This is a genomic window from Bacillus sp. FSL L8-0167 (genome assembly GCF_038630295.1).
GTDB lineage: Bacteria > Bacillota > Bacilli > Bacillales > Bacillaceae > Bacillus > Bacillus safensis.
The window spans coordinates 2,258,869-2,278,798 of the sequence record NZ_CP152027.1; the positions used below are offsets into that span (position 1 = coordinate 2,258,869).

Genomic DNA, 19,930 nt, shown 5'->3' on the forward strand with positions numbered 1-19,930 from the left:
CTCTTCTTCCTTCAAGTCTTACCAGGAAGAGGATGATTTTATACACTGGCTAATCAGGATTTGCCCATCTCATGATTTCACCGGTCTTCCAATCCAGCATCAGTTCACGCTCATCGGATAAACCATCTTTTGTTTTCACCTTCACCAAAACAAGGACAAGTTTTTTCTTAAGATCGCATTTCATCCGCTTCAATGTCACACGGCCTTCTTCAGTATCAATATGGGTTTTCTGTTCCGCACAAATACGTTCTACTGTGCTGGCAGCTTCACTCACACCCACCCTAAAAAGCTGCTGTTTTTTATAAAAAGAAATCGTAAGCTCTGCACTTTTCAGTTCTTTTTGAAACCCCATCGTTATCGCCCCTAGGATCAAGAGAAAAAATAAAATCGCCGCAAGTACATGCGGATAGATAAACCCTTCCTCCCTTTTCACGATTTACGAACCACTCCTTTATATGTGAAAAAAACGGCTTCATACACTTTACCAGATCCATCTGTGACTTTTAGAATCGCTCTATGCTGACTCGTTCTCACGTGAAATTGTTTCACCTTGTGCAATAAAGGAAGATGTCCAGCCTGATCCGTTCGTTTTCGAAGCATTTCTTGGTATGGCTCAATTGTTACCACTCGCCCTTGATCAGAAATATACTCTAACACTTTTCCTCCTTTCACTGATTTGACAGCTTCTGCACGACTTAATTCCTCATCTAATTGCAGGACAGTCTGTTTCCATTCCATTTGGGAAAATCGATTGATGTCTTCAAATGGACGAGCTTTCTCAGCTGCTGAAAAGATCAGCCCACAGCCAAAAGAAAGAAATAGAAATAGCTGCAGCTGCCACAAAGCTTGTAAAAGGGTAAAAGCTTTGTCATCGCTCCACATGCCGAAAGCATATGGTCTCTTTTTTTTGTACTTTGTATGAAACACATCCCTTCTGTTTACGCCAATTGAAAACATATGTGATCTCGCCTCTCTTCTTTTTGATGGAAGATGTTGTCCCATTTATGAACGCTTCATTCATCTGTTCATGTAAAACCTGATAAGCTTCAAGCTTGGCTCTCACTTCCTTTTTCCCCATCATGAGTTTTTCATAGGCTGGCATGAGCACTAGGGCAGCAAATAGAAAGAGATGACAGGCAAACAGCGTCTCAAACGTACTAAATCCTCTATTGTTTTTGAACATGAATTCGCCCGCTTCCTAAATAAATCGTCAGTTTATACGATTGACTGCCAAATTCGACAATGAGAGATCCACCGCTGCTTGGATGTCCCTTTGCATTAAAATAGATACCTTGCGAGAATGTAGAAGTTTTGATGCTGCCCTTTTTATGCTGATAAGAAGCAATGACTTCGTTACTCTTTTGATCTATTACCTGATAAGATACATGCGGCGGATGGATCTCAACATGCACACGTGTTTTTTTGATAAATGCAGTATATGATGCCAATTGAAGATCTTGTTTCATGATGTTTACTTGCCTTTTTGCTTCAGCGTTTTCTATTATATTAGGGATTTTCCCTCCCATGATCGACAATACAATCGATAAAACAAGTAAGATCATCAGCTGTTCAAACAGGGTAAAACCCTTCTCATGTAAAAATAATTTATTCATGCTTCACGTTGCCGTTTTGAATGACAATCGCTTTTCCATTAGGACAAGTTAATCCTTTTTTGACATAACCTTCTTTTTCTAATTCAGCTAAAGATGGCGTCTTCCCATCATGCTCCAATTCATATGCCATCACTTGTGTGCTGACCATTGATTTAAGCCCTTCACAGCCCTTTGCCTGAATAGCTTGGTGATGACGTGTAATATTCGGTATGGTAATGAGTAAAAGAATGGATATTACAAGCATGACTATTAACATTTCTAACAGGGTAAATCCTTTATCATTCATGTCTCTGTCCTCCTTCTTACACTTGCTCCATTAGTTGATACATTGGTAAAAGAATAGATAAATACACGATGAGTATAAGAAGTGCTGTTATCCCATAAATAACTGGCTGCAGCCAAGAAATCCATTTTTCAATTTTTAGCTCTGCATTCTCTAATAGAAATTGGCTGTACGTGTACATTTCTCTCGCAAGCATTCCGCTGGCTTCACCATGTTTGATAATGGCTGCAAAATGTTTTTCGAAAAAAGGAGACACGCTTACTTGATGGGCCATGCTTTCTCCTTTTCTTAACTCTTCCATCATTTGTTCACCTATTTCTTGAAGAAAAGGCAGGTAGCTTTGCTGTTTAAAAGCTTGCAAACCTTCGTACATCGATAACCCAGCCTGAAGCAGTCCGCTGAGCTGAAGAGAAAAAAGGTACGTATGCATCAGCTGCATCCCTTTATATAAATAAGGCAGCTTACTCATCACCCTCAATTTCTCAAGGGTCGACTTTTTCCTAAAAAAAACAGCATAATATCCAATAAGACAGATACACAGACAACTAGTGATGAGCAGAAAAGCATGAAGGAATTGAAATAGTCCGAACATCCCTTGAATCAGCCAAGACATGCGGGTATCCATCGATGAGTACAAAACAGAAAATTGAGGAATGATCATTTGCTGAACGAGTACCAGCACGACCAAAACCGTGAAGATGAGGAAAAGCGGGTAACGTAACATACGTTTAAACGTGTCTAACTGTTTGATTTTTTTCTCTAAAAAACGGGCGCTTTGTTCTAAAGCACGGGCTAGACTGCCATGCTTCTCAGAAAAACATAGTATAGCGATGACTTCCCTCTGAAAATGGAGTCTCTCCAGCACTACATAAAAAGGCTCGCCTTCGTGCAGCCACTGAATACCTAGTTTTAATTGCTGCCGCTGTTGTTTTGATAACTGGATATTCACCATCACTAATGCCTCAATCAATGTATATCCAGCCTGAATTAATTGAGCCAGTTTTGATAGGCATTCAGCTTGATCCTTTTTAGACCATACTTTAGAGGCTCGCTTCTTCATAAACCCAGCGATGGTAAGTGTTTTTTGATAAATAGCCGAGTGCCACTCCTTTACGAATTAATCTTTGCAGTGTTTCATATGACGAGTGAGCATATTCTCCTTTAGCCTCCTTGATACACTCACCAAGCTCTTTTCCGAACAGCAGCTCAAATACATTTGTTCGTCTGATCGGTCGATTTAATTTACAGTAAAGCTGACATCTTTCTCCGCAAAAAGGACAGGTGAGCTCGATTAATCGCTGGGCAGCAATCGCAACCATTGTTTGTTCAAGTTCATTCATCGTCACACCAAATTCAAGCATGCGGTAAAGGGCTCCTTTTGCATTTTTTGCATGGAGCGTACTCAATACTAAATGGCCTGTCAGTGCTGCTCTAATCGCCGTTCTGGCCGTTTCAGCATCTCTTATTTCTCCTAGCACAATCACATCTGGATCATGTCTTAAAATAGCGCGTAATCCAGCGGCATACGTGATGCCGGCTTTTTCATTCACTTGAACCTGCAGCACTTCTTCATTCCTTGTTTCGACAGGATCTTCAAGGGTAATAATATTTCGGTTAAAATTCTTTTTTGCAAACTGAATCAATGAATATAGTGTTGTTGTTTTCCCTGAATTTGTTGGCCCAGTAAATAAAATGAGTCCATGCGAGTGGTTTAAAAAGGATAATAATCTGGCTGAGGCTTTCGGAAATAATGATAGATGTTTTATTTTCGGAACATGATCCTGCGGTAAAATTCTAATCACTAAGCTCTCATCATTCACTGTCGGCAAGGTAGACATCCGAATAAACACTTGACCGTTTCTTAGCATCACAGCTAGTGAGCCATTTTGCGGCCTCCTTTTTTCCCCGATATCCATAGAAGATAAAAACTTAAAATGTGCAATAAGCCTCTCTCCGCTTTTTTTATCAATGGTTCGCTGCTGGATTAAATCTGAATCAACACGAAATGACACCGAAGCTTCCTTTTCTTTTGGCACAATATGCACATCAGAAGCCCTCATGCGGCATGCTTCTTCTAGCAGCTCTTGCCTTAAATATTCAATCCCATACAAGTGGATCACTCCTTTCTCTGATCACATTGTAGAATGGCGGAACGTGAATGACAAAAGAGCAATTTATGATTTTAATGACTAAACAATGATGAAAACCCTCAACTCACGATGCATTACATCATTTTTTAGAAAAGAGCATATAAAAAAACCTGACTTTTACAAGTACAGGTTTTTTGGTCATGATGTGGCTTCTTGCGGCTGCTCTTCAAAGATACGAAATCCTCTTTTTTCTAACGCTTTTGCAAGGCTATGCTCAGTATTTACTTTTGAGAAATCAATGCCGAGTTTCACTACAGTTTGAGCGATCTCTGGGCGGATGCCTGAAATAATCGTCTCAATTCCTAGCAGCTTCGCACTATCGACCACTTTAAACAGCTGATAAGCCACCATCGTATCAACAACGGGAACACCAGAAATATCAATAAATAAGTGTGTTAGACGCAGTCTTGAAGCCTGTTCTAGTACGGACTCCAGAATGATTTTGGCCCGGTACGTATCGATTTCCCCAATCAGCGGCAAAATCCCAATTTCCTTTGATACTGGAATAACTGGGGCACTTAGCTCTTGAATCATCTCTCTTTGTGCATTCAGCTGACTAAGTGTCACGCGGTCATATTCTTCTGATAAACGCTCAATCATGTCATCAAATGTGGCGTGAAAGTGCTGATTCCACTGACACACATCTTGCAGCGTCACTTCAAGCTCTGTTTCTTGGGTGAATGTCTCAATTCTCGAACAGAAAATGTGGCGGAAAATCTTAAACTGTCCAATGATTTCATATAACGGCACCTCGTGCACTGCTCGATCACGTGCAATATCAACAGACCACTTTTTCAAATGGTTTTCTACTTTGTCAGACAGTGTCACAAGCGTGGCTGCAATGGTTTGAATAAACGCTGTGTTCTGTTCCTTCAGCTTCTTTTCCGTTTCCTCTGAAGCATGTTTAGAATATAATGAGCCTTCTTCTGTTCTTGTTTTTAGCCATTCTTCGGTCATGACAGGGGCTTCTTTTAGGATAAATTCGTATAATTGCTTTGATTTTTCATTTTTCATTTATTTCTTTCGCTCCTTTTTCACTAAAACTCGTGACATACAACTTTTATGTATAAATGACCGCAGATGGTGAACAATAACATTACACGTTTGATATTGGGCTATAGCCAAGTGGTAAGGCAATGGACTTTGACTCCGTGATCGTTGGTTCGAACCCAGCTAGCCCAGTTCAGCACAAAAACGAAGACGGCTGAAGCTTGTTTCAGCTGATCTTCGTTTTTTATTAGGATACCGATTGATGAATCGCTTTCTTCTTTGATATTTTCATAAGTTCTCCGGGATTATAGCCGACCACTAATTTATTCCCATCAATGATGATTGGTCTCCGGAGCAGCTTTGGTTTTTCAATGAGAAGCTGTAAGACCTCGTTTACTTTTAAGTCATTAATATTTAAATTTAAGCTTTTAAAAGCCTGACTTCGTGTGGCTAAAATTTCATCCATTCCCTCTGTTGTTAAAGAAAGAATCTTTTTTAATTCATCTAGTGTTGGCGTTTCTCTGAAAAGGTGACGCTCTTTAAAATCAATTTGATTCGCCTTTAACCAATGTTTTGTTTTGCGGCAAGACGTGCAGCTCGGGTATGAATAAAAAGTAATGTCACTCATTAGTCTTCCTCCTTAGGTCGTTAACCTTTTCTCTTATGGAGTAAGTACCCTCATGTTTTTCGGCATAAACACTTTTTCATCATTTTTTCAAAAAAATTTTTTCTGCATTCAAAATAAATTGTTCACATGATGTCAAAAATGTAAATGTTTACATAACAAGTGATGATCAGCTATAATATGAATCAAAGGGGTTTTTATGGGGAGGGAAAGAAATGAATCGCATGTTCCGCGTGCTTGGCTTTTGGACGGGTATTTTTGCTGTCATGTTCTATTTAGGACATATGAAAGATGCATCGCTGTTATTCTTCGGTCAAACCGTTCTTTTTGTATTTTTATCCTACTTGAATTTATCCGAAAGAATGTATATTTACATTTTCGGAGCGTACTTGACGATTTTCTTTGCCGGATTTACATATTATTCGATTTTCATCATGGTTCCCGGTACCGGACATTAATTGAAAAAAGCATCTCTATAAAAAGAGATGCTTTTTTTCATACGTTTAAAGAGAAAATCCATTAATAAACGGATTTTGCTCCTGCTCCGTCAGCACAGTCGTTTCCCCGCCATGTCCGCTTAAAACAAGAGTTGATTCTGGCAATGACAATAATTTTTGATGGATTGATTGTAGCAGCACTTCCTGACTGCCGCCTACTAAATCTGTTCTCCCGATGCCGCCTTCAAATAGCGTGTCACCAGAAATAACAAATCCCTCTTCCGCCGAATAGTAAGACACACTGCCAGGTGAATGCCCTGGTGTATGGAACATTTCTAATGTAAACGACCCAATTTGAAGCGTTCCTTCTGACGTAATCAATTTTTCAGCTTCTTTGACCGTAATTCCATTCCCAATCAATCGAGCTGAACCGTTTAATTCAGCGTTCGTGAGCCATTCTTTTTCATTTTCGTGTACATACAGCGGCACTCCCCACTCTTCGCGCACCTCATCTGACGCGCCAATATGATCAAAATGAGCATGTGTCAATAAGACAGCAAGCGGTGTAAGCTGTTTTTCTTTTACATAGGAAATCAGCTTTTGCGCTTCACCGCCTGGATCAAAAATTAAGCATTCTCCCTGCTCATTTTTCCAAATATATGCGTTCGCTTGTACATAGCCTAGTGGCATTCTTCTCCAATTCATTTTCATCACCTACTTTATTCATTCTTTTTTATTATGAAGGCTATTCAATAAAAATTCAAACAATCGTCAACTGGAATCTACTCGACAAGCTTTATGAAAACGGTTAAAATGAAAAGAAAGGAAATCAAGGGGATTGATGACAAAGGGGGACTTTCACATGATGCTCGTCATTATTTTTGGTCTAGTCACGATTTTAGCTGCGCTCGGCATCTATCGCTCACTAAAAAAAGTGAACGTACTTGCCATCGCTTTTGCAGGCGCTACATTTTTGGTTTTTGGATGGTTCACTGTCATGACCATCATCTATAGCGGTTATCCAACCGCACATTAAAAGCCTGCTTATAGCAGGCTTTCAGACTGTTGACAAAGGGCTAAAATGATCTTTATTTTAGCCCTTTGTCTTCATTTCAGCGTGATAGAAAACCTTTGCAGCCCTAGGAAGGGCGAGTACCGGAGAGGAGCGAATTGAAACATTCGTGAGCCCCGGAGCGCAGACCTGACACCGAATGCGAGGGTTTGTCTACACGCTGAAAGCCTGCCGATAGCAGGCTTTTTTATTGATTTAAATGCTTATTCACGCTTTCTAATTTGCTTGTAAGTGTTGTGGTTTGATCCCGTCTGTCATCGATGCGAATATTGGTCGCTACTCGGTGCAATCCCTTTTCAAAAGGGGCTTCATGAATGCGCTGAATGACCTCAAATAAAACGGATAATTCGCCTTCAATTAACGTATTCATCGGTGTTAATTGATATTTGATTTTCCCTTCTTGTTGAAAGCCTTCTAAAATTCTTTGTACATCTGCTACATAAGCACTGACACTTGGTGTTTCAGTGCCTATCGGAATGATGGTGACGTCTGCTATAGCCATAATTTTTCCCCTTTCCATTAAATTCTCATGTTTTCTCGTCCTCATTGTAACCTATCCTCATTCAATCATGCCATGCTTACGTTGCGTTTACGGCAGGTTTGTCTCGTTCTATCGTCAAATCCGCTCTCTCTACCTTCCCGATCTTTGTAAACAGAAGCAGGCATATACCTGAAGCAGCTTCAATGATGCCGCCGGCCGCTATGACATACCCAGATCCAAATATTGTTGCCATATAGCCGCCAAGGAGGGCACCTAACGGAATCATTAAGTAGGAAATCATGTTGATGATCGCATACACTTGCGGCTGATCCTCTGCCTTTACTGACAATTGAATCATCGTATGTTCGGGTACGTTAACTGCACTAATTGCTGCTCCTAAAGCAAAAGCTGATATAAACACAAGAGGCAACAATGCGTTCATACCTGTGATGAAGAAGGCGATTCCATCAACGATCCCAGCGCCTATAAACAGCAATCCATACCGATTCACTTTTATCTTTGTCAAAACAAACCCCATCAAAAATGCGCCTAGTGCAGTTGTGACTTTGATGAATGAATAGACGACCGGTCCACTATGTAAGTCTTCCGTTAAATAAATAACAGACAATGCTTCCCATGGTGCCGCAGCAAAGTTTGAGCAGACACAAAAAATCGCTAATGGAAACAAAATATGGTGGCTTCTAACAAGTGAAAAACCTCGAATTAATCTTTTGCCGTAAGATAATCCTTTTTTGGCTTTATCGATGATGACGTCTGTTTGATATGAAATCATGAACACCAATAAAGCGGACAAAAGATAAAGAGGAATGATCACAAGCATTGTATAACCTACGCCTGCAAATGCAATCATGACACCACAAATCGTGACCGTCACAAGTCTTACTACATGACTTGCTGATTGGATGGTTGCATTCGCTTTTTGTATGAGGTCCTCATGGACAAGCTTTGGAATAATCGATACAGATGCCGGTTCATAGGAACCTCCTGTCGCCGAATGCAGCAGCATACAGCCAATGATGAGTGCTAATGGGGTGAAACCATAAAAGTAACTAACCACGATCACAAGAATAATCGCTCCTCGTGTTAAATCAGCAAAGCACATCCAGAATTTCAATTGATGCGGCTTCATCATGGGCGTAATAAATGGCCCAACAATCGCTTGAGGGACAAAGCTGACCGCAATAAAAAAAGCTGTCCCTATGGCCCCTTTCCCTCCTAGTACTAAAAGCCACAAGATGGTGTTGAAAGATAAACTATCAGCCGTAATTTTGCACATTTTAGAAACAAATAAATAAGTAAAATTTCTTTTCCACAGGCTTTGAGCACTCAATAGTCGACATCTCCCTAAATCATATCCTTTTTTTTACATCCATATCTTTCACAATAGCTTACAAGGAGACCTTCGTCAATTGCTTCAACATTGTTTTTATTGACCATAAGCAATTGATTGTTTCTCAGAATATGAAAAAGCACCAGACAGGTGCTTTTAACACTTACACGCTTCCCACAAAAGCCGCTTTGTTTTTTCATAGATCGAATCAAATTGAACCATGGAAAGAGGATTTTTCCCTAGACCAAGCTCGACTGTATAGCCCTCATTATGAAATTGATAAATAAACCAATCGCGATAGCCTGCATAGCTGTCGAGATATTGGATCGGTTTGTAGCCGCTCACTAGTTCGAATCGTTTGACCGTTTCTTTTGAGATGGCTGGCTCATGGCCAAGAAACCCCCAATAGATCTCTTCTCCTTGTGTATGAAGGGCGATCAGCCGGTCAAATCGTTTTCGCAACGCAAGATTGGCCATCGCTTTCGCTTCTGGTTCTGTTAATGGCTCGCGCCCAGGATAATCACGGTAGGACGGTGCCTTCGCCTGATGACGATAGTACTCGATCTCCCAATAAGCAGGGAACTGATTGTTTAAATCCACCCCTCGAATATTTGCTTTCCATTCCCGGTAATCGGAATATCCACCGTTTAGCAGAGTGAATTCTTCACGATGAAGACCTAGTGACTCCGGTCCATTACGTACCAAATCGACTCCATCTGGATTGACCATTGGCACGATGGATAAAGCGGTGGTCTGCAGGATATGAACCGCTTCATAATGTCTAGCCTGAACCGGGTCAGACGCTGCTAAGCAAAGCGATTTCAACCATTTTAATAAAACAGACGTCGTGATCCATTCATTTGCATGAAATGAGGCATTGAGATGAATAGAATGTAAATGCTGAACAGGCTCTGTTCGGATCTCATAAATAGGTGTATCAAGCACTGAATGGCCAATGACGCTGATATGAAGAAAAGGAAATACGGCTTTCAAGCGGCTCAGCTCTTCTTCTAATTGAGCGCTATCATATTCAAATGTTCCATTGATCCAATCATCGGATTGCTGCAGTCTGTAAGGTGCAATAAATCTCTGCACATCACCTATCGAATCAAATACATGGACTCCTTCTGGAAGTCTATATCCTGGTAAAAGAAGCTCATCAGTGCTTGTTTGATTTGATAAATGAAAAGCCGCTTTTCCTATGCCAAGCTGCTTTGCCACAGCATCCCTCCCTGCTTCATCCAGCTGCCATTCAATTTTTCCAAACGACGTTGTCTTCATTTACATCCCTCCTCTCATACTATATGAGCCGGAAGGCAAAAAAAGAAAACCCCTGCTTCTAAAAATAGCAGAGGTTTTTTCATCTATTAGGACGCCTTTTTCAGCTCCGTTTCACCTTCTTTTTTGGATGGTGAATGGTCCGGGCTGTTTCGATCATAAAATCTAAGGAGATCCCCGTAGATGATTTGATCAGAGAACTGAAGCTCCTGCTTCGCCTTCTCTTCATAAGACTGACACACGTTTTTATCATCTGCTGGCTCGCCTGTTTCTTTATTGTAGCAAACACCATCTGTAAAAATGCTGTCTTTCGTAATAAAGCTTCCATCACGGAGTACTGTAAAGTCATTCTTATCTTTCGATAAAAGGTCATGACCAAATTGAATTTGTTTACTTGTATCAATCCCTAGAAGATTGAGTACAGTTGGGCGGATATCGACCTGACCGCCTACCGTATCAATTTCTTTTGGATGTTGATCTGTCACCCCTGGAATGTGTACAACAAACGGGACTTTTTGAAGCTGTACTTCTTCAAATGGCGTAATCTCTTTATTTAAAAATTGTCCCATGGCTTCGTTATGGTTTTCAGAAATTCCGTAGTGATCCCCATACAAAACAAAAATGGAGTTATCGTATAACCCAGCTTCCTTCATCTTTTTAAAGAAAAGCTTAAGGGCTTCATCTTGATAACGCACTGTAGGGAAGTACTTGTTCAGCGTTTTGCTCTTTGAATCATATTCATCAATGAGCTTATCTTCTTCATCTAAATCAAAAGGGAAATGGTTCGTTAATGTAATCAATCTCGTATAGAAAGGCTGCGGGATCGATTTCATTAATTCAGCGGACTGCTCAAAGAACGGACCATCTTTCAGTCCCCAGCCAACTGAGTTTTCTTCATTCACATCAAATGATTTAATATCAAAGAACTTATCGTAGCCAAAGCTATCGTAGATAAGGTCACGGTTCCAGAAGCTTTTGTTATTCGCATGAATAACAGAAGAGTGGTAGCCCTCATCCTTTAACAGCTCAGGTGTCGCTGTAAACTCATTACTTGGATTTGTGAAGAACACAGCCCCTCTTCCAAGTGGATAAAGAGAATTATCTACAATAAACTCTGAATCAGATGTTTTCCCTTGACCTGTTTGGTGATAAAAATTAGTAAAGTTATAGCTCTTCTTGATCAATTTGTTTAAAAACGGAGTAATTTCTTTCCCGTTTAATTTTTCATTGATCACGAAACTCTGTGTAGATTCAAGTGATACAAGAATGACATTTCGTCCTTTTGCTTGACCAAATGTCTTTTCATTACGGTCCGTTTGATTTGCGCTTACATAGTTTTCAATTTCAGTTAAGCTATTACTGTCAGCAAGAGCTCGTTGGGCGGACTGCTTCGATTGCAATACCCCGTCATAAATATGGAAGTTATATAAGCTGATATTTTTCACCAGCATCTCACGGTCAAATGAGCGAGTAAGGAGTTCTGGTCGTTCTGTTTCAGCTAAACCAAGGTTAAAGAAGAATGTAGCTGCCACAAATAAGTAATAGGCCGCTCGTTCTTTTCGTGAAATTGTGACATCTGTTCTAAAGGAAGGCTGTTTTTTATAGAGCCAAATTAAAATGATGATATCAACAAACATCAGTAAATCGACTGGTTCAATTAAAGAGGTAATACTTGACCCGAGGTCACCCATATTGTTTGTTTGAAATAGGACGGGGATGGTTAGAAAATCACTATAGAATCGATAAAACACAATGTTGGCTAACAAAACGAATGTTAGGATAAAGCTTGTCACGATGATATATCGATTGCGGTTTTTTTCTTTAAAAAATAAACCGATACCGAAGATAAACAAGAGAAAGCTAAGCGGATTAATAAACAGGATAAACTCCTGCATGAAATTTTCAATTTTAATATTGAAGCTAGATTTATAGATAACATAGGTTTTGACCCACATCAGCAATGTCGCAATCAGTAAAAATGAAATCGCCTTTAATCTATTCTTTCGCATTGTAACCTCCTTATGCTAAGCGCGCACCCAGGCTCTGGATATACCCTAATTATTGGTGCTTCTAGAAAAATAACTAAAGTATATCTTATCCTGTATATGATGGAAAATCAATGTCTTTTTCCTCATGACAAACTTATGAATATGCTAAACATCCAATTTCATGCCTATCTATCGCTTTTTTTAATAAAAATGACATCATTATGACTTTTTTGTTCAAGACAGCCATTTGGTTTTTGCCATCCATGCCCCGCCGATAACACCCGCATCGTTTCCGAGTGATGCAATTACCACTTCAACATCGTCAGCGCAAGGCGGGAAAGCATGTTGTTTCACAATGCGCTCTACTTTACTGCGAAGAAGCTCACCTGCTTTTGAAACACCGCCGCCAATTACAATTTTTGTTGGGTTTAAAGCACTAGCAAGATTCGCTAGGACAAGTCCAAGATGTGTCGTCACTTCTTCTACAACACGCATTGCAAGATCATCTCCGTTTTCTGCCGCTTCAAATACATTCTTTGCCGATAGCGAAGCGAGCTTGCCAAGTGAAGATGTATGCTGCTCGGTTTCTAATTTATCCTTTGCAATCCGGACGATGCCAGTTGCAGATGCGATCGTTTCAATACAGCCTGTTCTTCCGCAGTTACACGGTGCACCTTGAAATGGAACAGCACAAATATGGCCAATTTCTCCGCCAGCTCCTGTTTCCCCTTGAACAACTTCACCGTTGACGATGATGCCGCCGCCAACCCCTGTTCCAAGTGTGACCATCAGGATATTTTTTGCGCCATCGCCTGCCCCCTTCCACATTTCACCGAGTGCAGCAATATTCGCATCATTTTCAATGACAGATGGAAGTCCCGTCTCTGCCTCTAGGTGATCTTTCAAGGGGTAGTTTGTCCAGCCCAGATTCGTTGTTTTATAGACGATGCCAGATACCTTATCTACAGGTCCAGGTGCACCCATTCCGATCCCAATAAGTGCTGATTTCGGCATACTGATCTCAACCAGTTTATGGTCAATTGATTTGGCAATATCGACTGTGATCGTCTGCCCGGATTTATCCGTAGGAATCTCCCACTTATGCTGAATTTCACCATATAGATTAATGAACGCAAGCTTAATTGTCGTACCGCCAAGATCAATACCTACAAACCAATCCCCTGTCATATGCCCTCCACCTTCACATTGTTTTTCGATTTAATTTGGCTAGCTCCATTTGAAGAATCGTCATTGCGTTTGACCATTCGGTCCGGTCAATGATGCCTGATGTATACATTTCCTTCAATTCGTCTGCCATAAATTCTAATTCTACTTCACGATCTCCGAAATACACATAATTTCCAAATCTCATGAGCAGCTGCTGTACATCATATAACGTTTTCATTGTTTCCACCATTTCTTCTCATCAACAGTTAGGATAAGCGTATTCATAAATGCGCTTTCAGTCAAGTCATTCAACGTGTTTGACTATTTTCGATATATTGTTTCAGCTTTAAAAATTGATCATTTTGAGGATCTTGTTTTAACGCTTTCGCTAATAGATCCTCTGCTTTCGCTGTCTCTCCTTTTTCTACGTATAAAAGCGATAAATGATACAGTTTATTTGGATCATCTGGATCTTTTTCAAGCGACTTTTGTAAAAATTGAATAGCCTTATCAAGTCGGCCCTGCTGCGCTTCCGATAGTGCATAGATATGAAGTGCCTCAGCTGATGCATCTTTATCGTGCACATATTCCTCTAGTCGTTCACTTGCTTCGCTGTACTTTTTCTCATCAAATAAACTCGCTGCCTCACTTGCTGCCGCTGCTTCCTTTTGATTGTCAGAATGAAACCCTGTATACAATCCAAAACCGCCAATAAAGAGCAGAGCAGCACTCGCAAGAAGCATTTTGACAGGCTGCACCTGTTTAGGCAGACGGACTGCTAATGCGGTGAAAAAACCGCCAACCAGGCCGCCAAGATGCCCTGCGTTATCAATACCTGATACAGTGAAGCCTATTCCTAGGTTAATGAGGATAATGACAATAATATTTGTCCCCATCGTCCGAAAGAAAAGCTTTCGATTTGAGATGGCTAAATATAACAGTGCGCCTAAGCAGCCAAAGATCGCGCCAGATGCGCCGGCTGCAATTGCCGTATTAAACACAAAGCTCGCTATGGAGCCAAAAATGCCGGAAATGAAATAGATGAGCAAAAATCTTCCCGACCCATAAATTCTCTCAACAGCCGCTCCAACGGACCAAAGAGCAAAAGTATTAAAGAGTAAGTGCGTCAAGCCAATATGTAAAAACATTGGTGTCATCAGGCGCCACCATTCACCCTCTAAGATCAGCACATTATTTTTAGCACCAAATGCTGTTAAAGTTGCGGTATTGGTACTTCCGCCTGACAGCTCAAGTAAAAGAAACATAACCACTTGGACAGCGATCAGCAAGTAGGTAAAAATGGGTCTGCCATTTTGAAACACGGCCCGTTCTCGTTCTCGCTGCTTTTCCTGATCATCAAATGCCTGAAGCACGTTCCTTTTCAGCTGCATGGCATCCTCAGCTGTATCTTCCTTCGCTTCTTCTACATTTACTGCAAGCGATGTATTCAGCCATTTTTGCAGTTCGTTTACATCGTTTTGAAGCGTGTCTGCATTGAGTAATACAGGAGTAACTGTCACCTTATTCTCTTTTTGCGGCTGACCGTTTAGGTCTTCCCAATCATCTACTGGAACATCAGATGTAAATTGCAGCTGCAGGAGATGAAGAGATCGTTTACGCATAGCTTCTCTCAGCTGATTGATCCGATATGTTTGCTCCTCGATATCTCGAACGATCTCCTGCCTGAAATTCACATCTTTTCTATATAGACGGATAAGATCATAACCTGAGTTTCGTGGTGCTTCAAAAAATATTTCATCTTCTGGGTACGGACTTTGAATCATCTCGTATCCTTTTTGTCTTAGTTCATCAACAACTCGCCAAAATAAACTATCTATGACATTCATACATTCGCGCTCCATTTTTTACATTATTATAGCAAGAATCGTTCTTATCCGCATTTCTAAACAAAAAAATCCCGGCTTTTGCGGGATTAGAATGCTTGGCGAATAAATTTCGTCCGAAAATATGGGATTTTCATCAGCCATTTAATCAAAAAGTGCCGGACTTGATTTTGGCCTAAAACCAAATTCATGAGCCGATAACGATTTTGCACGAGAACGAATGCAAATAGTGTGAACACAATGCTCCAAATCATTTTATTCATCCATATTCCCTCCTATGTTCGTATCGTGGCTTAAATAGTATTTGTTTATGCATGAACCATCGTTTTTATCGCTTAAAAGGTTCCTTTCATAAGCAGGCCTTCACAATCTAATCCCTTGCTCTTTTGATTGAATATAATAGACCTCTCCGCACTCTGATTGATCATAAGAAACGTCAAATTGATGAAGGTCGATTAGTCCCCATGAAAGTATGAGGCAGCTTACAATTCTGCTCTAACTCCTCCACCTTGTGCGGAAAGTAACTGTCGTATGGATTTGGCGTATAAACATATACAGCGTCTAAACAGGGTCATGTTCGTGAATACAAATCCAAGTTTGGTATGGCTTTTCAAAGCCTTCTAGCTGTTTTAGCAGCCTATAATATAAAGCGATATGAGCTTTGATATGCTCTCTTCTTATTTTTAAGCTATTTCCCCCGACTCCAAAAAAATCAAGGTGCGTATGCCAAAAATAAAACCATGAATCACGATCAAGTTTTAAGTCACAAGTATTTACTTCCTCCCACATATGACGGAAGTATCTTTTCTTTCCGCGAAATTTTCTCAAAACATATCCTCCGTCAGCTAAAATGCCTTTTAATGAAGAATGTTGATTGCTATCTTTCTTGTGACTTTTGATCACAAACAAGACCTTCGCTCAACACAAAAAGCCCGTTCTTACGTATAAGCAGCGGACTTTTATTTTGGATATATGGTACCTTTCTCACTGACCATGATTGAGACCGGAATGTCGTGCGTTTCAGCCGGAATATGCTCAGTTTGCTGTACTGTCAAGCAAAGGGCAAGCGTTTCGCCGTGATAGTCAGCTAAGTAGCGGTCATAATAGCCGCCCCCATATCCGATACGGTAGCCTTGTCGATCGAAGCACACACCAGGCACAATGATCAAATCGATTGATTCTTTAGATGCAGCAGCCGACGCCAGAGGGTCTGGCTCTATTAGCCCAAAGTAGCGGGATATCATTTTCGTTTCCGATGTATATTCATAAAACGTCATCTCTTTTGTTTCCGGAAAACAGGTGGGTACACATACTGTTTTCCCCTCCTGCCATGCTTTTTTAATTAGAGGCATTGTCGGTACCTCTTTTCCTCTAGACATGGTGAGTGCAATCGTATCCGCTTGTTTCCATGCTGACAGTTGAAACAAGTGCTCATGAAGTAAAGCGGTGCTTCGCTTGAATTCCTCGGCACTCATCTGGTCCAGCTTGGCTAATGTTTGAAGACGAAGCTCTTTTTTCACACAGATCATCTCCCATCATAAAAAAACAGCAGGAAAATTCCCTGCTGCTTACTTTGTTTCACGATGTAAAGTTTGTTTTTTATCACGTGAGCAATACTTTTTGAATTCAACGCGATCTGGATTGTTTCGCTTATTCTTTTTAGTAATATAGTTACGCTCACCGCATTCAGTGCAAGCTAGAGTAATATTTACGCGCATGTTTTTCCCTCCAAACTAAAATCAATTCACATTCAGACCTAACTATAATACCACTTCTAGCTTAGGAATGCTAGAATGTTTTTTCACCAATTTGAATTTCAGTCAATCCCGTCCGCGTTCTGATCCATATCACACGGTCATTTCATGAAAAATGGCCTGCTCCCCTATAAAACCTCAATCTTTGTCGTACTGTATACATGAGGAACCCTCTTTTATTTTGACAGCGAGCAAGATTTTCATACTCGTTTTTCATATAAAAAGAAAAAAGATGAAAAAAAGGTGATTTTTTCAGCAATTCCTTTTGAAACTAGCTTTTTTATGGTATAAAAAAGAAGGGTCGAAAACTGTCTGAAACAATCATGAAAGCCTTTTATGGCTTTCAGCATTAAAATATGAATAAAAGGTGATGAAACATGGAAATTGCAATTATCGGATTGCTTGTTGTCAGTATCGTACTGATCGCATTCTCATATTTTCAAAGAGAGCCGATTAAAGAAGTCGAGCAGGAACTTGAAACACTTCAACTATCTGCAATGCAAGAAATCTATAAACTGAAAAAGAAAATGAAGGTTCTTGAAGAAGAATTGCTTGAAACAAACATTGTCGTCCGCAAACATTCAGAAATTGATCCATCTATCGCAAGACAAATCATTTCAAAGCATCAAAATGGCATGTCTCCTGAGGCCATTGCGCGCGCTGAGCATGTATCTGTAGATGAAGTCAACATGATCATTAAAGACAACGAGAAGGTGCTTGTATGACGAAAAAAAGCATCCAAACGTTTGCGGCAGGTATGATTCTTGCAACTGGTGTTCTGGCGATCGTTTTTTTCCTCACTGGAAAAGATGAAGCGGCGGCTGATACAGCCACAAAAGAAACGCTCGCAGCGAAAGTAACAGACACTGATGTGAAAAACTATTTAGACTCTAAAAAAGAAGTCTCCGTCAGCCGTGAAACATATCAGCAGCTTCTTGATTATAAAGAAAAAGCACTGAAGGCAAATGAAGACGGCGATTCTAAAAATGATAAAGAAACATCAGACAAGCCTAAAGGCAAATCGGTCAAATTTGTTATTAAAAACGGGATGAGCACAAGTGATGTTTCAGACATGCTTGAAAAGGACGGAATTATCAACTCGTCTAAAGATTTTAATGATTACGTAATTGACGCCGGCTACCATAAAGAAATTCGTGCAGGCAAGTTCAATTTAAAAACAGGGATGACGTTTAAACAAATCGTCAAAGCCTTAACAAAATAACAGCAAAAACCCCCATGGCGGCGCTGACCTCCAGGGGGTTTTTGTTATCCAAATCGACCAGATATATAATCATTTGTTCTTTGATCATTTGGCTCAGAGAACATCACATTCGTATCATTGACCTCAACAAGCTCTCCCATTAAAAAGAAGGCTGTTCTATCTGATACCCTCGCCGCTTGCTGCATGTTATGCGTCACAATGGCAATCGTGTATTTCTCTTTTAATTTCATAATCAATTCTTCAATCTTTAATGTTGAAACAGGATCAAGCGCTGATGTTGGTTCATCCATTAGTAAAATATCTGGGCTTGTGGCAATAGCTCTTGCGATACAAAGACGCTGCTGCTGACCGCCGGAAAGACCTAATGCAGGCGCACTTAAACGATCTTTCACTTCATCCCAAAGGGCAACATCACGAAGCGCTTTTTCAGCGATTTCTTTCAATTGCTGCTTGCTCTTCACGCCATGAATTCTTGGTCCGTAGACGACATTATCAAAGATTGACTGAGGGAATGGGTTTCCTTTTTGAAAGACCATCCCGACGTTTTTACGCAGTTCCACTAGATCAACGCGGCCTTTTAAAATATTGTCGCCGTTATACATCATATCTCCAGTGATTTTCACACCTGGCACTGTTTTGACCATAAGATTTAAGGTCTTGATAAACGTTGACTTCCCGCAGCCGGACGGACCGATAATTGCTGTGACTTCATGCTCTCTAATGTCTAAATCAATATGCTTCAGTGCGTGATGCTGTCCGTACCAAAGGTTCATATCATTCACACGAAACACTTCTTTTTTGGCTGTTTCAGTAGCTATTGCATTCATCAAAATCCACCCGCCTTATCCAAATCGACCATTGATATAGTCTTCTGTTTTTTGCTGCGCAGGACGTGTAAAGATACGTTCAGTGGCATCATATTCTACTAGATCACCGTTCAGGAAAAAAGCTGTATGATCAGATACACGTAACGCTTGCTGCATGTTGTGTGTCACAATGACGATCGAATAATCATTTTTCAACTCTGATAATAACTCTTCAATTTTTGCATTTGAAATCGGGTCTAGGGCAGAAGCGGGTTCATCTAATAAAAGAACGCTGGGCTTCATCGCAAGTGTACGCGCAATACAAAGGCGCTGCTGCTGACCACCGGATAATGACAAAGCCGAGCGGTGCAGACGATCTTTGACCTCATCCCAAAGCGCTGCTTTTGTTAAGCTTTCCTCTACCGCATCATCAAGCACTGATTTTCTTTTTTCCCCCGCATACTTTAACGCATGGGTAATGTTATTGTAGATCGATTTAGGAAATGGGTTTGGTTTTTGGAAAACCATGCCGATTTCTCTTCGTAAATTCACCACATTAATGCGGTCATCCAAAATATTAAGCCCTTCGTACATGATCGCCCCTTCACTTCTCGCACCTGGGATCAAGTCGTTCATGCGGTTAATGCTGCGTAAAAAGGTTGATTTCCCGCAGCCAGATGGGCCGATTAATGCGGTAATTGCGTTCTTCTCAATTTCAAATGAAATGTGATTGACTGCTCTTTTTTCACCATAATAAATGCTTAAATCCTGCACCTGTAAAATCTGTTCCGCTTGAAGTGGAGCCTTTTTTGCTGCAATCTCTTTTTTTTCTGCTAGCATTTGAACCATATCCCCTTCACACCTCTCTC

The 19,930-nt window shown here is 40.5% G+C and carries 27 protein-coding genes and 1 tRNA gene; 5 read left to right on the forward strand and 23 right to left on the reverse strand.

All coding sequences use genetic code 11. From position 1 onward, the window contains the following. Nucleotides 1-49 precede the first annotated feature (49 nt). The 8 genes from comGG to MHB66_RS11650 form a co-directional block, all read right to left on the reverse strand. On the reverse strand, nt 50-433 hold the full coding sequence (gene comGG / locus MHB66_RS11615; protein WP_041117969.1) for a competence type IV pilus minor pilin ComGG: 384 nt from the start codon (nt 431-433) through the stop codon (nt 50-52). Next, nucleotides 430-957: a competence type IV pilus minor pilin ComGF gene (comGF, locus tag MHB66_RS11620; RefSeq protein ID WP_259407219.1), complete on the reverse strand. Its 528-nt coding sequence runs from the start codon at nt 955-957 to the stop codon at nt 430-432. Before comGF ends, comGG begins: the two co-directional genes overlap by 4 nt. Then, entirely contained in the window at nt 869-1,183 is a 315-nt protein-coding gene (gene comGE / locus MHB66_RS11625; RefSeq protein ID WP_041106865.1) for a competence type IV pilus minor pilin ComGE, read from the reverse strand. Before comGE ends, comGF begins: the two co-directional genes overlap by 89 nt. Beyond that, nucleotides 1,167-1,613 carry a competence type IV pilus minor pilin ComGD gene (comGD, locus tag MHB66_RS11630; RefSeq protein WP_046311754.1) on the reverse strand — a complete coding sequence of 149 codons (447 nt, stop codon included), beginning with the start codon at nt 1,611-1,613 and terminating at the stop codon, nt 1,167-1,169. The genes comGE and comGD overlap by 17 nt, the downstream gene beginning before the upstream one ends. After that, the gene (gene comGC, locus MHB66_RS11635; RefSeq protein ID WP_024422977.1) at nt 1,606-1,899 is read right to left on the reverse strand and encodes a competence type IV pilus major pilin ComGC; all 294 of its coding nucleotides are present in this window, start codon (nt 1,897-1,899) and stop codon (nt 1,606-1,608) included. Before comGC ends, comGD begins: the two co-directional genes overlap by 8 nt. A gap of 16 nt (nt 1,900-1,915) precedes the next feature. Then, the gene (gene comGB, locus MHB66_RS11640; RefSeq protein WP_046311756.1) at nt 1,916-2,956 is read right to left on the reverse strand and encodes a competence type IV pilus assembly protein ComGB; all 1,041 of its coding nucleotides are present in this window, start codon (nt 2,954-2,956) and stop codon (nt 1,916-1,918) included. After that, nucleotides 2,937-4,007: a competence type IV pilus ATPase ComGA gene (comGA, locus tag MHB66_RS11645; protein ID WP_041117979.1), complete on the reverse strand. Its 1,071-nt coding sequence runs from the start codon at nt 4,005-4,007 to the stop codon at nt 2,937-2,939. Before comGA ends, comGB begins: the two co-directional genes overlap by 20 nt. Nucleotides 4,008-4,184: 177 nt before the next feature. Further along, the gene (locus tag MHB66_RS11650; RefSeq protein WP_024422979.1) at nt 4,185-5,060 is read right to left on the reverse strand and encodes an STAS domain-containing protein; all 876 of its coding nucleotides are present in this window, start codon (nt 5,058-5,060) and stop codon (nt 4,185-4,187) included. 97 nt (nt 5,061-5,157) lie between these two features. On the opposite strand from MHB66_RS11650, the gene MHB66_RS11655 reads away from it, so the two are divergent. After that, a tRNA-Gln gene (locus MHB66_RS11655) sits at nt 5,158-5,228 on the forward strand. Nucleotides 5,229-5,283: 55 nt separating this feature from the next. On the opposite strand, the gene MHB66_RS11660 is transcribed toward MHB66_RS11655, so the two are convergent. Beyond that, entirely contained in the window at nt 5,284-5,664 is a 381-nt protein-coding gene (locus MHB66_RS11660; RefSeq protein ID WP_007501232.1) for a Spx/MgsR family RNA polymerase-binding regulatory protein, read from the reverse strand. A gap of 212 nt (nt 5,665-5,876) precedes the next feature. Between MHB66_RS11660 and MHB66_RS11665 the strand changes: the two genes are divergently transcribed. Next, entirely contained in the window at nt 5,877-6,119 is a 243-nt protein-coding gene (locus MHB66_RS11665) for a DUF2626 domain-containing protein (RefSeq protein WP_003217440.1), read from the forward strand. Between the two features lie 45 nt (nt 6,120-6,164). Here MHB66_RS11665 and MHB66_RS11670 read toward each other — a convergent pair whose 3' ends face one another. Continuing rightward, a complete protein-coding gene (locus tag MHB66_RS11670; RefSeq protein ID WP_046311761.1) occupies nt 6,165-6,803 on the reverse strand; it encodes an MBL fold metallo-hydrolase in 639 nt (212 codons plus the stop codon). 157 nt (nt 6,804-6,960) lie between these two features. On the opposite strand from MHB66_RS11670, the gene MHB66_RS11675 reads away from it, so the two are divergent. Continuing rightward, the gene (locus MHB66_RS11675; RefSeq protein ID WP_003217333.1) at nt 6,961-7,134 is read left to right on the forward strand and encodes a DUF2759 domain-containing protein; all 174 of its coding nucleotides are present in this window, start codon (nt 6,961-6,963) and stop codon (nt 7,132-7,134) included. A gap of 223 nt (nt 7,135-7,357) precedes the next feature. On the opposite strand, the gene MHB66_RS11680 is transcribed toward MHB66_RS11675, so the two are convergent. The 11 genes from MHB66_RS11680 to rpmG form a co-directional block, all read right to left on the reverse strand. Further along, complete coding sequence (locus MHB66_RS11680; RefSeq protein ID WP_024427984.1) at nt 7,358-7,672, reverse strand: MTH1187 family thiamine-binding protein; 315 nt, start codon at nt 7,670-7,672, stop codon at nt 7,358-7,360. Nucleotides 7,673-7,748: 76 nt separating this feature from the next. After that, nucleotides 7,749-9,002, reverse strand: a complete 1,254-nt coding sequence (locus MHB66_RS11685) for an MFS transporter (protein ID WP_046311764.1) — start codon at nt 9,000-9,002, stop codon at nt 7,749-7,751. A 156-nt stretch (nt 9,003-9,158) separates the two neighbouring features. Beyond that, complete coding sequence (locus MHB66_RS11690) at nt 9,159-10,283, reverse strand: M14 family zinc carboxypeptidase (protein WP_046311766.1); 1,125 nt, start codon at nt 10,281-10,283, stop codon at nt 9,159-9,161. 86 nt (nt 10,284-10,369) lie between these two features. Continuing rightward, the gene (locus tag MHB66_RS11695) at nt 10,370-12,289 is read right to left on the reverse strand and encodes an LTA synthase family protein (RefSeq protein WP_046311768.1); all 1,920 of its coding nucleotides are present in this window, start codon (nt 12,287-12,289) and stop codon (nt 10,370-10,372) included. A gap of 213 nt (nt 12,290-12,502) precedes the next feature. After that, complete coding sequence (locus MHB66_RS11700) at nt 12,503-13,456, reverse strand: ROK family glucokinase (protein ID WP_025092968.1); 954 nt, start codon at nt 13,454-13,456, stop codon at nt 12,503-12,505. Nucleotides 13,457-13,469: 13 nt separating this feature from the next. After that, complete coding sequence (locus MHB66_RS11705) at nt 13,470-13,673, reverse strand: YqgQ family protein (protein WP_008342322.1); 204 nt, start codon at nt 13,671-13,673, stop codon at nt 13,470-13,472. Between the two features lie 70 nt (nt 13,674-13,743). Next, nucleotides 13,744-15,282, reverse strand: coding sequence for a rhomboid family intramembrane serine protease (locus MHB66_RS11710; RefSeq protein ID WP_046311772.1), 1,539 nt, complete (start codon nt 15,280-15,282; stop codon nt 13,744-13,746). Nucleotides 15,283-15,368: 86 nt separating this feature from the next. Then, the gene (locus tag MHB66_RS11715) at nt 15,369-15,542 is read right to left on the reverse strand and encodes a hypothetical protein (RefSeq protein WP_162176177.1); all 174 of its coding nucleotides are present in this window, start codon (nt 15,540-15,542) and stop codon (nt 15,369-15,371) included. A 298-nt stretch (nt 15,543-15,840) separates the two neighbouring features. Beyond that, entirely contained in the window at nt 15,841-16,182 is a 342-nt protein-coding gene (locus MHB66_RS11720; RefSeq protein WP_235362331.1) for a hypothetical protein, read from the reverse strand. A 56-nt stretch (nt 16,183-16,238) separates the two neighbouring features. Beyond that, nucleotides 16,239-16,799, reverse strand: coding sequence for a 5-formyltetrahydrofolate cyclo-ligase (locus tag MHB66_RS11725; protein ID WP_046311774.1), 561 nt, complete (start codon nt 16,797-16,799; stop codon nt 16,239-16,241). Nucleotides 16,800-16,847: 48 nt separating this feature from the next. Continuing rightward, nucleotides 16,848-16,997, reverse strand: coding sequence for a 50S ribosomal protein L33 (gene rpmG / locus MHB66_RS11730; protein ID WP_008360061.1), 150 nt, complete (start codon nt 16,995-16,997; stop codon nt 16,848-16,850). 413 nt (nt 16,998-17,410) lie between these two features. On the opposite strand from rpmG, the gene MHB66_RS11735 reads away from it, so the two are divergent. Continuing rightward, nucleotides 17,411-17,758: a hypothetical protein gene (locus tag MHB66_RS11735; RefSeq protein WP_024422989.1), complete on the forward strand. Its 348-nt coding sequence runs from the start codon at nt 17,411-17,413 to the stop codon at nt 17,756-17,758. Beyond that, nucleotides 17,755-18,255: an endolytic transglycosylase MltG gene (locus tag MHB66_RS11740; protein ID WP_034280176.1), complete on the forward strand. Its 501-nt coding sequence runs from the start codon at nt 17,755-17,757 to the stop codon at nt 18,253-18,255. Before MHB66_RS11735 ends, MHB66_RS11740 begins: the two co-directional genes overlap by 4 nt. Before the next feature lie 44 nt (nt 18,256-18,299). Here the strand turns inward: MHB66_RS11740 and pstB (MHB66_RS11745) are convergent, their stop codons facing one another. Together pstB (MHB66_RS11745) and pstB (MHB66_RS11750) are read right to left on the reverse strand one after the other, a co-directional pair. Then, nucleotides 18,300-19,082: a phosphate ABC transporter ATP-binding protein PstB gene (pstB, locus tag MHB66_RS11745; RefSeq protein WP_034280173.1), complete on the reverse strand. Its 783-nt coding sequence runs from the start codon at nt 19,080-19,082 to the stop codon at nt 18,300-18,302. Between the two features lie 15 nt (nt 19,083-19,097). Further along, the gene (pstB, locus tag MHB66_RS11750) at nt 19,098-19,901 is read right to left on the reverse strand and encodes a phosphate ABC transporter ATP-binding protein PstB (RefSeq protein WP_170825867.1); all 804 of its coding nucleotides are present in this window, start codon (nt 19,899-19,901) and stop codon (nt 19,098-19,100) included. Nucleotides 19,902-19,930 lie beyond the last annotated feature (29 nt).

Excerpts from the sequence above, each read along its gene's own strand:
- MHB66_RS11715 (WP_162176177.1), bottom strand. The coding sequence starts at position 15,542 with ATGAATAAAATGATTTGGAGCATTGTGTTCACACTATTTGCATTCGTT.
- pstB (WP_034280173.1), bottom strand. The coding sequence starts at position 19,082 with ATGAATGCAATAGCTACTGAAACAGCCAAAAAAGAAGTGTTTCGTGTG.
- comGC (WP_024422977.1), bottom strand. The coding sequence starts at position 1,899 with ATGAATGATAAAGGATTTACCCTGTTAGAAATGTTAATAGTCATGCTT.
- rpmG (WP_008360061.1), bottom strand. The coding sequence starts at position 16,997 with ATGCGCGTAAATATTACTCTAGCTTGCACTGAATGCGGTGAGCGTAAC.
- MHB66_RS11700 (WP_025092968.1), bottom strand. The coding sequence starts at position 13,456 with ATGACAGGGGATTGGTTTGTAGGTATTGATCTTGGCGGTACGACAATT.
- MHB66_RS11670 (WP_046311761.1), bottom strand. The coding sequence starts at position 6,803 with ATGAATTGGAGAAGAATGCCACTAGGCTATGTACAAGCGAACGCATAT.
- MHB66_RS11705 (WP_008342322.1), bottom strand. The coding sequence starts at position 13,673 with ATGAAAACGTTATATGATGTACAGCAGCTGCTCATGAGATTTGGAAAT.
- comGB (WP_046311756.1), bottom strand. The coding sequence starts at position 2,956 with ATGAAGAAGCGAGCCTCTAAAGTATGGTCTAAAAAGGATCAAGCTGAA.
- MHB66_RS11690 (WP_046311766.1), bottom strand. The coding sequence starts at position 10,283 with ATGAAGACAACGTCGTTTGGAAAAATTGAATGGCAGCTGGATGAAGCA.
- comGD (WP_046311754.1), bottom strand. The coding sequence starts at position 1,613 with ATGAATAAATTATTTTTACATGAGAAGGGTTTTACCCTGTTTGAACAG.
- MHB66_RS11675 (WP_003217333.1), top strand. The coding sequence starts at position 6,961 with ATGATGCTCGTCATTATTTTTGGTCTAGTCACGATTTTAGCTGCGCTC.
- comGE (WP_041106865.1), bottom strand. The coding sequence starts at position 1,183 with ATGTTCAAAAACAATAGAGGATTTAGTACGTTTGAGACGCTGTTTGCC.
- MHB66_RS11650 (WP_024422979.1), bottom strand. The coding sequence starts at position 5,060 with ATGAAAAATGAAAAATCAAAGCAATTATACGAATTTATCCTAAAAGAA.
- MHB66_RS11665 (WP_003217440.1), top strand. The coding sequence starts at position 5,877 with ATGAATCGCATGTTCCGCGTGCTTGGCTTTTGGACGGGTATTTTTGCT.
- MHB66_RS11710 (WP_046311772.1), bottom strand. The coding sequence starts at position 15,282 with ATGAATGTCATAGATAGTTTATTTTGGCGAGTTGTTGATGAACTAAGA.
- MHB66_RS11695 (WP_046311768.1), bottom strand. The coding sequence starts at position 12,289 with ATGCGAAAGAATAGATTAAAGGCGATTTCATTTTTACTGATTGCGACA.
- MHB66_RS11735 (WP_024422989.1), top strand. The coding sequence starts at position 17,411 with ATGGAAATTGCAATTATCGGATTGCTTGTTGTCAGTATCGTACTGATC.
- pstB (WP_170825867.1), bottom strand. The coding sequence starts at position 19,901 with ATGCTAGCAGAAAAAAAAGAGATTGCAGCAAAAAAGGCTCCACTTCAA.
- MHB66_RS11740 (WP_034280176.1), top strand. The coding sequence starts at position 17,755 with ATGACGAAAAAAAGCATCCAAACGTTTGCGGCAGGTATGATTCTTGCA.
- MHB66_RS11660 (WP_007501232.1), bottom strand. The coding sequence starts at position 5,664 with ATGAGTGACATTACTTTTTATTCATACCCGAGCTGCACGTCTTGCCGC.
- comGF (WP_259407219.1), bottom strand. The coding sequence starts at position 957 with ATGTTTTCAATTGGCGTAAACAGAAGGGATGTGTTTCATACAAAGTAC.
- MHB66_RS11680 (WP_024427984.1), bottom strand. The coding sequence starts at position 7,672 with ATGGCTATAGCAGACGTCACCATCATTCCGATAGGCACTGAAACACCA.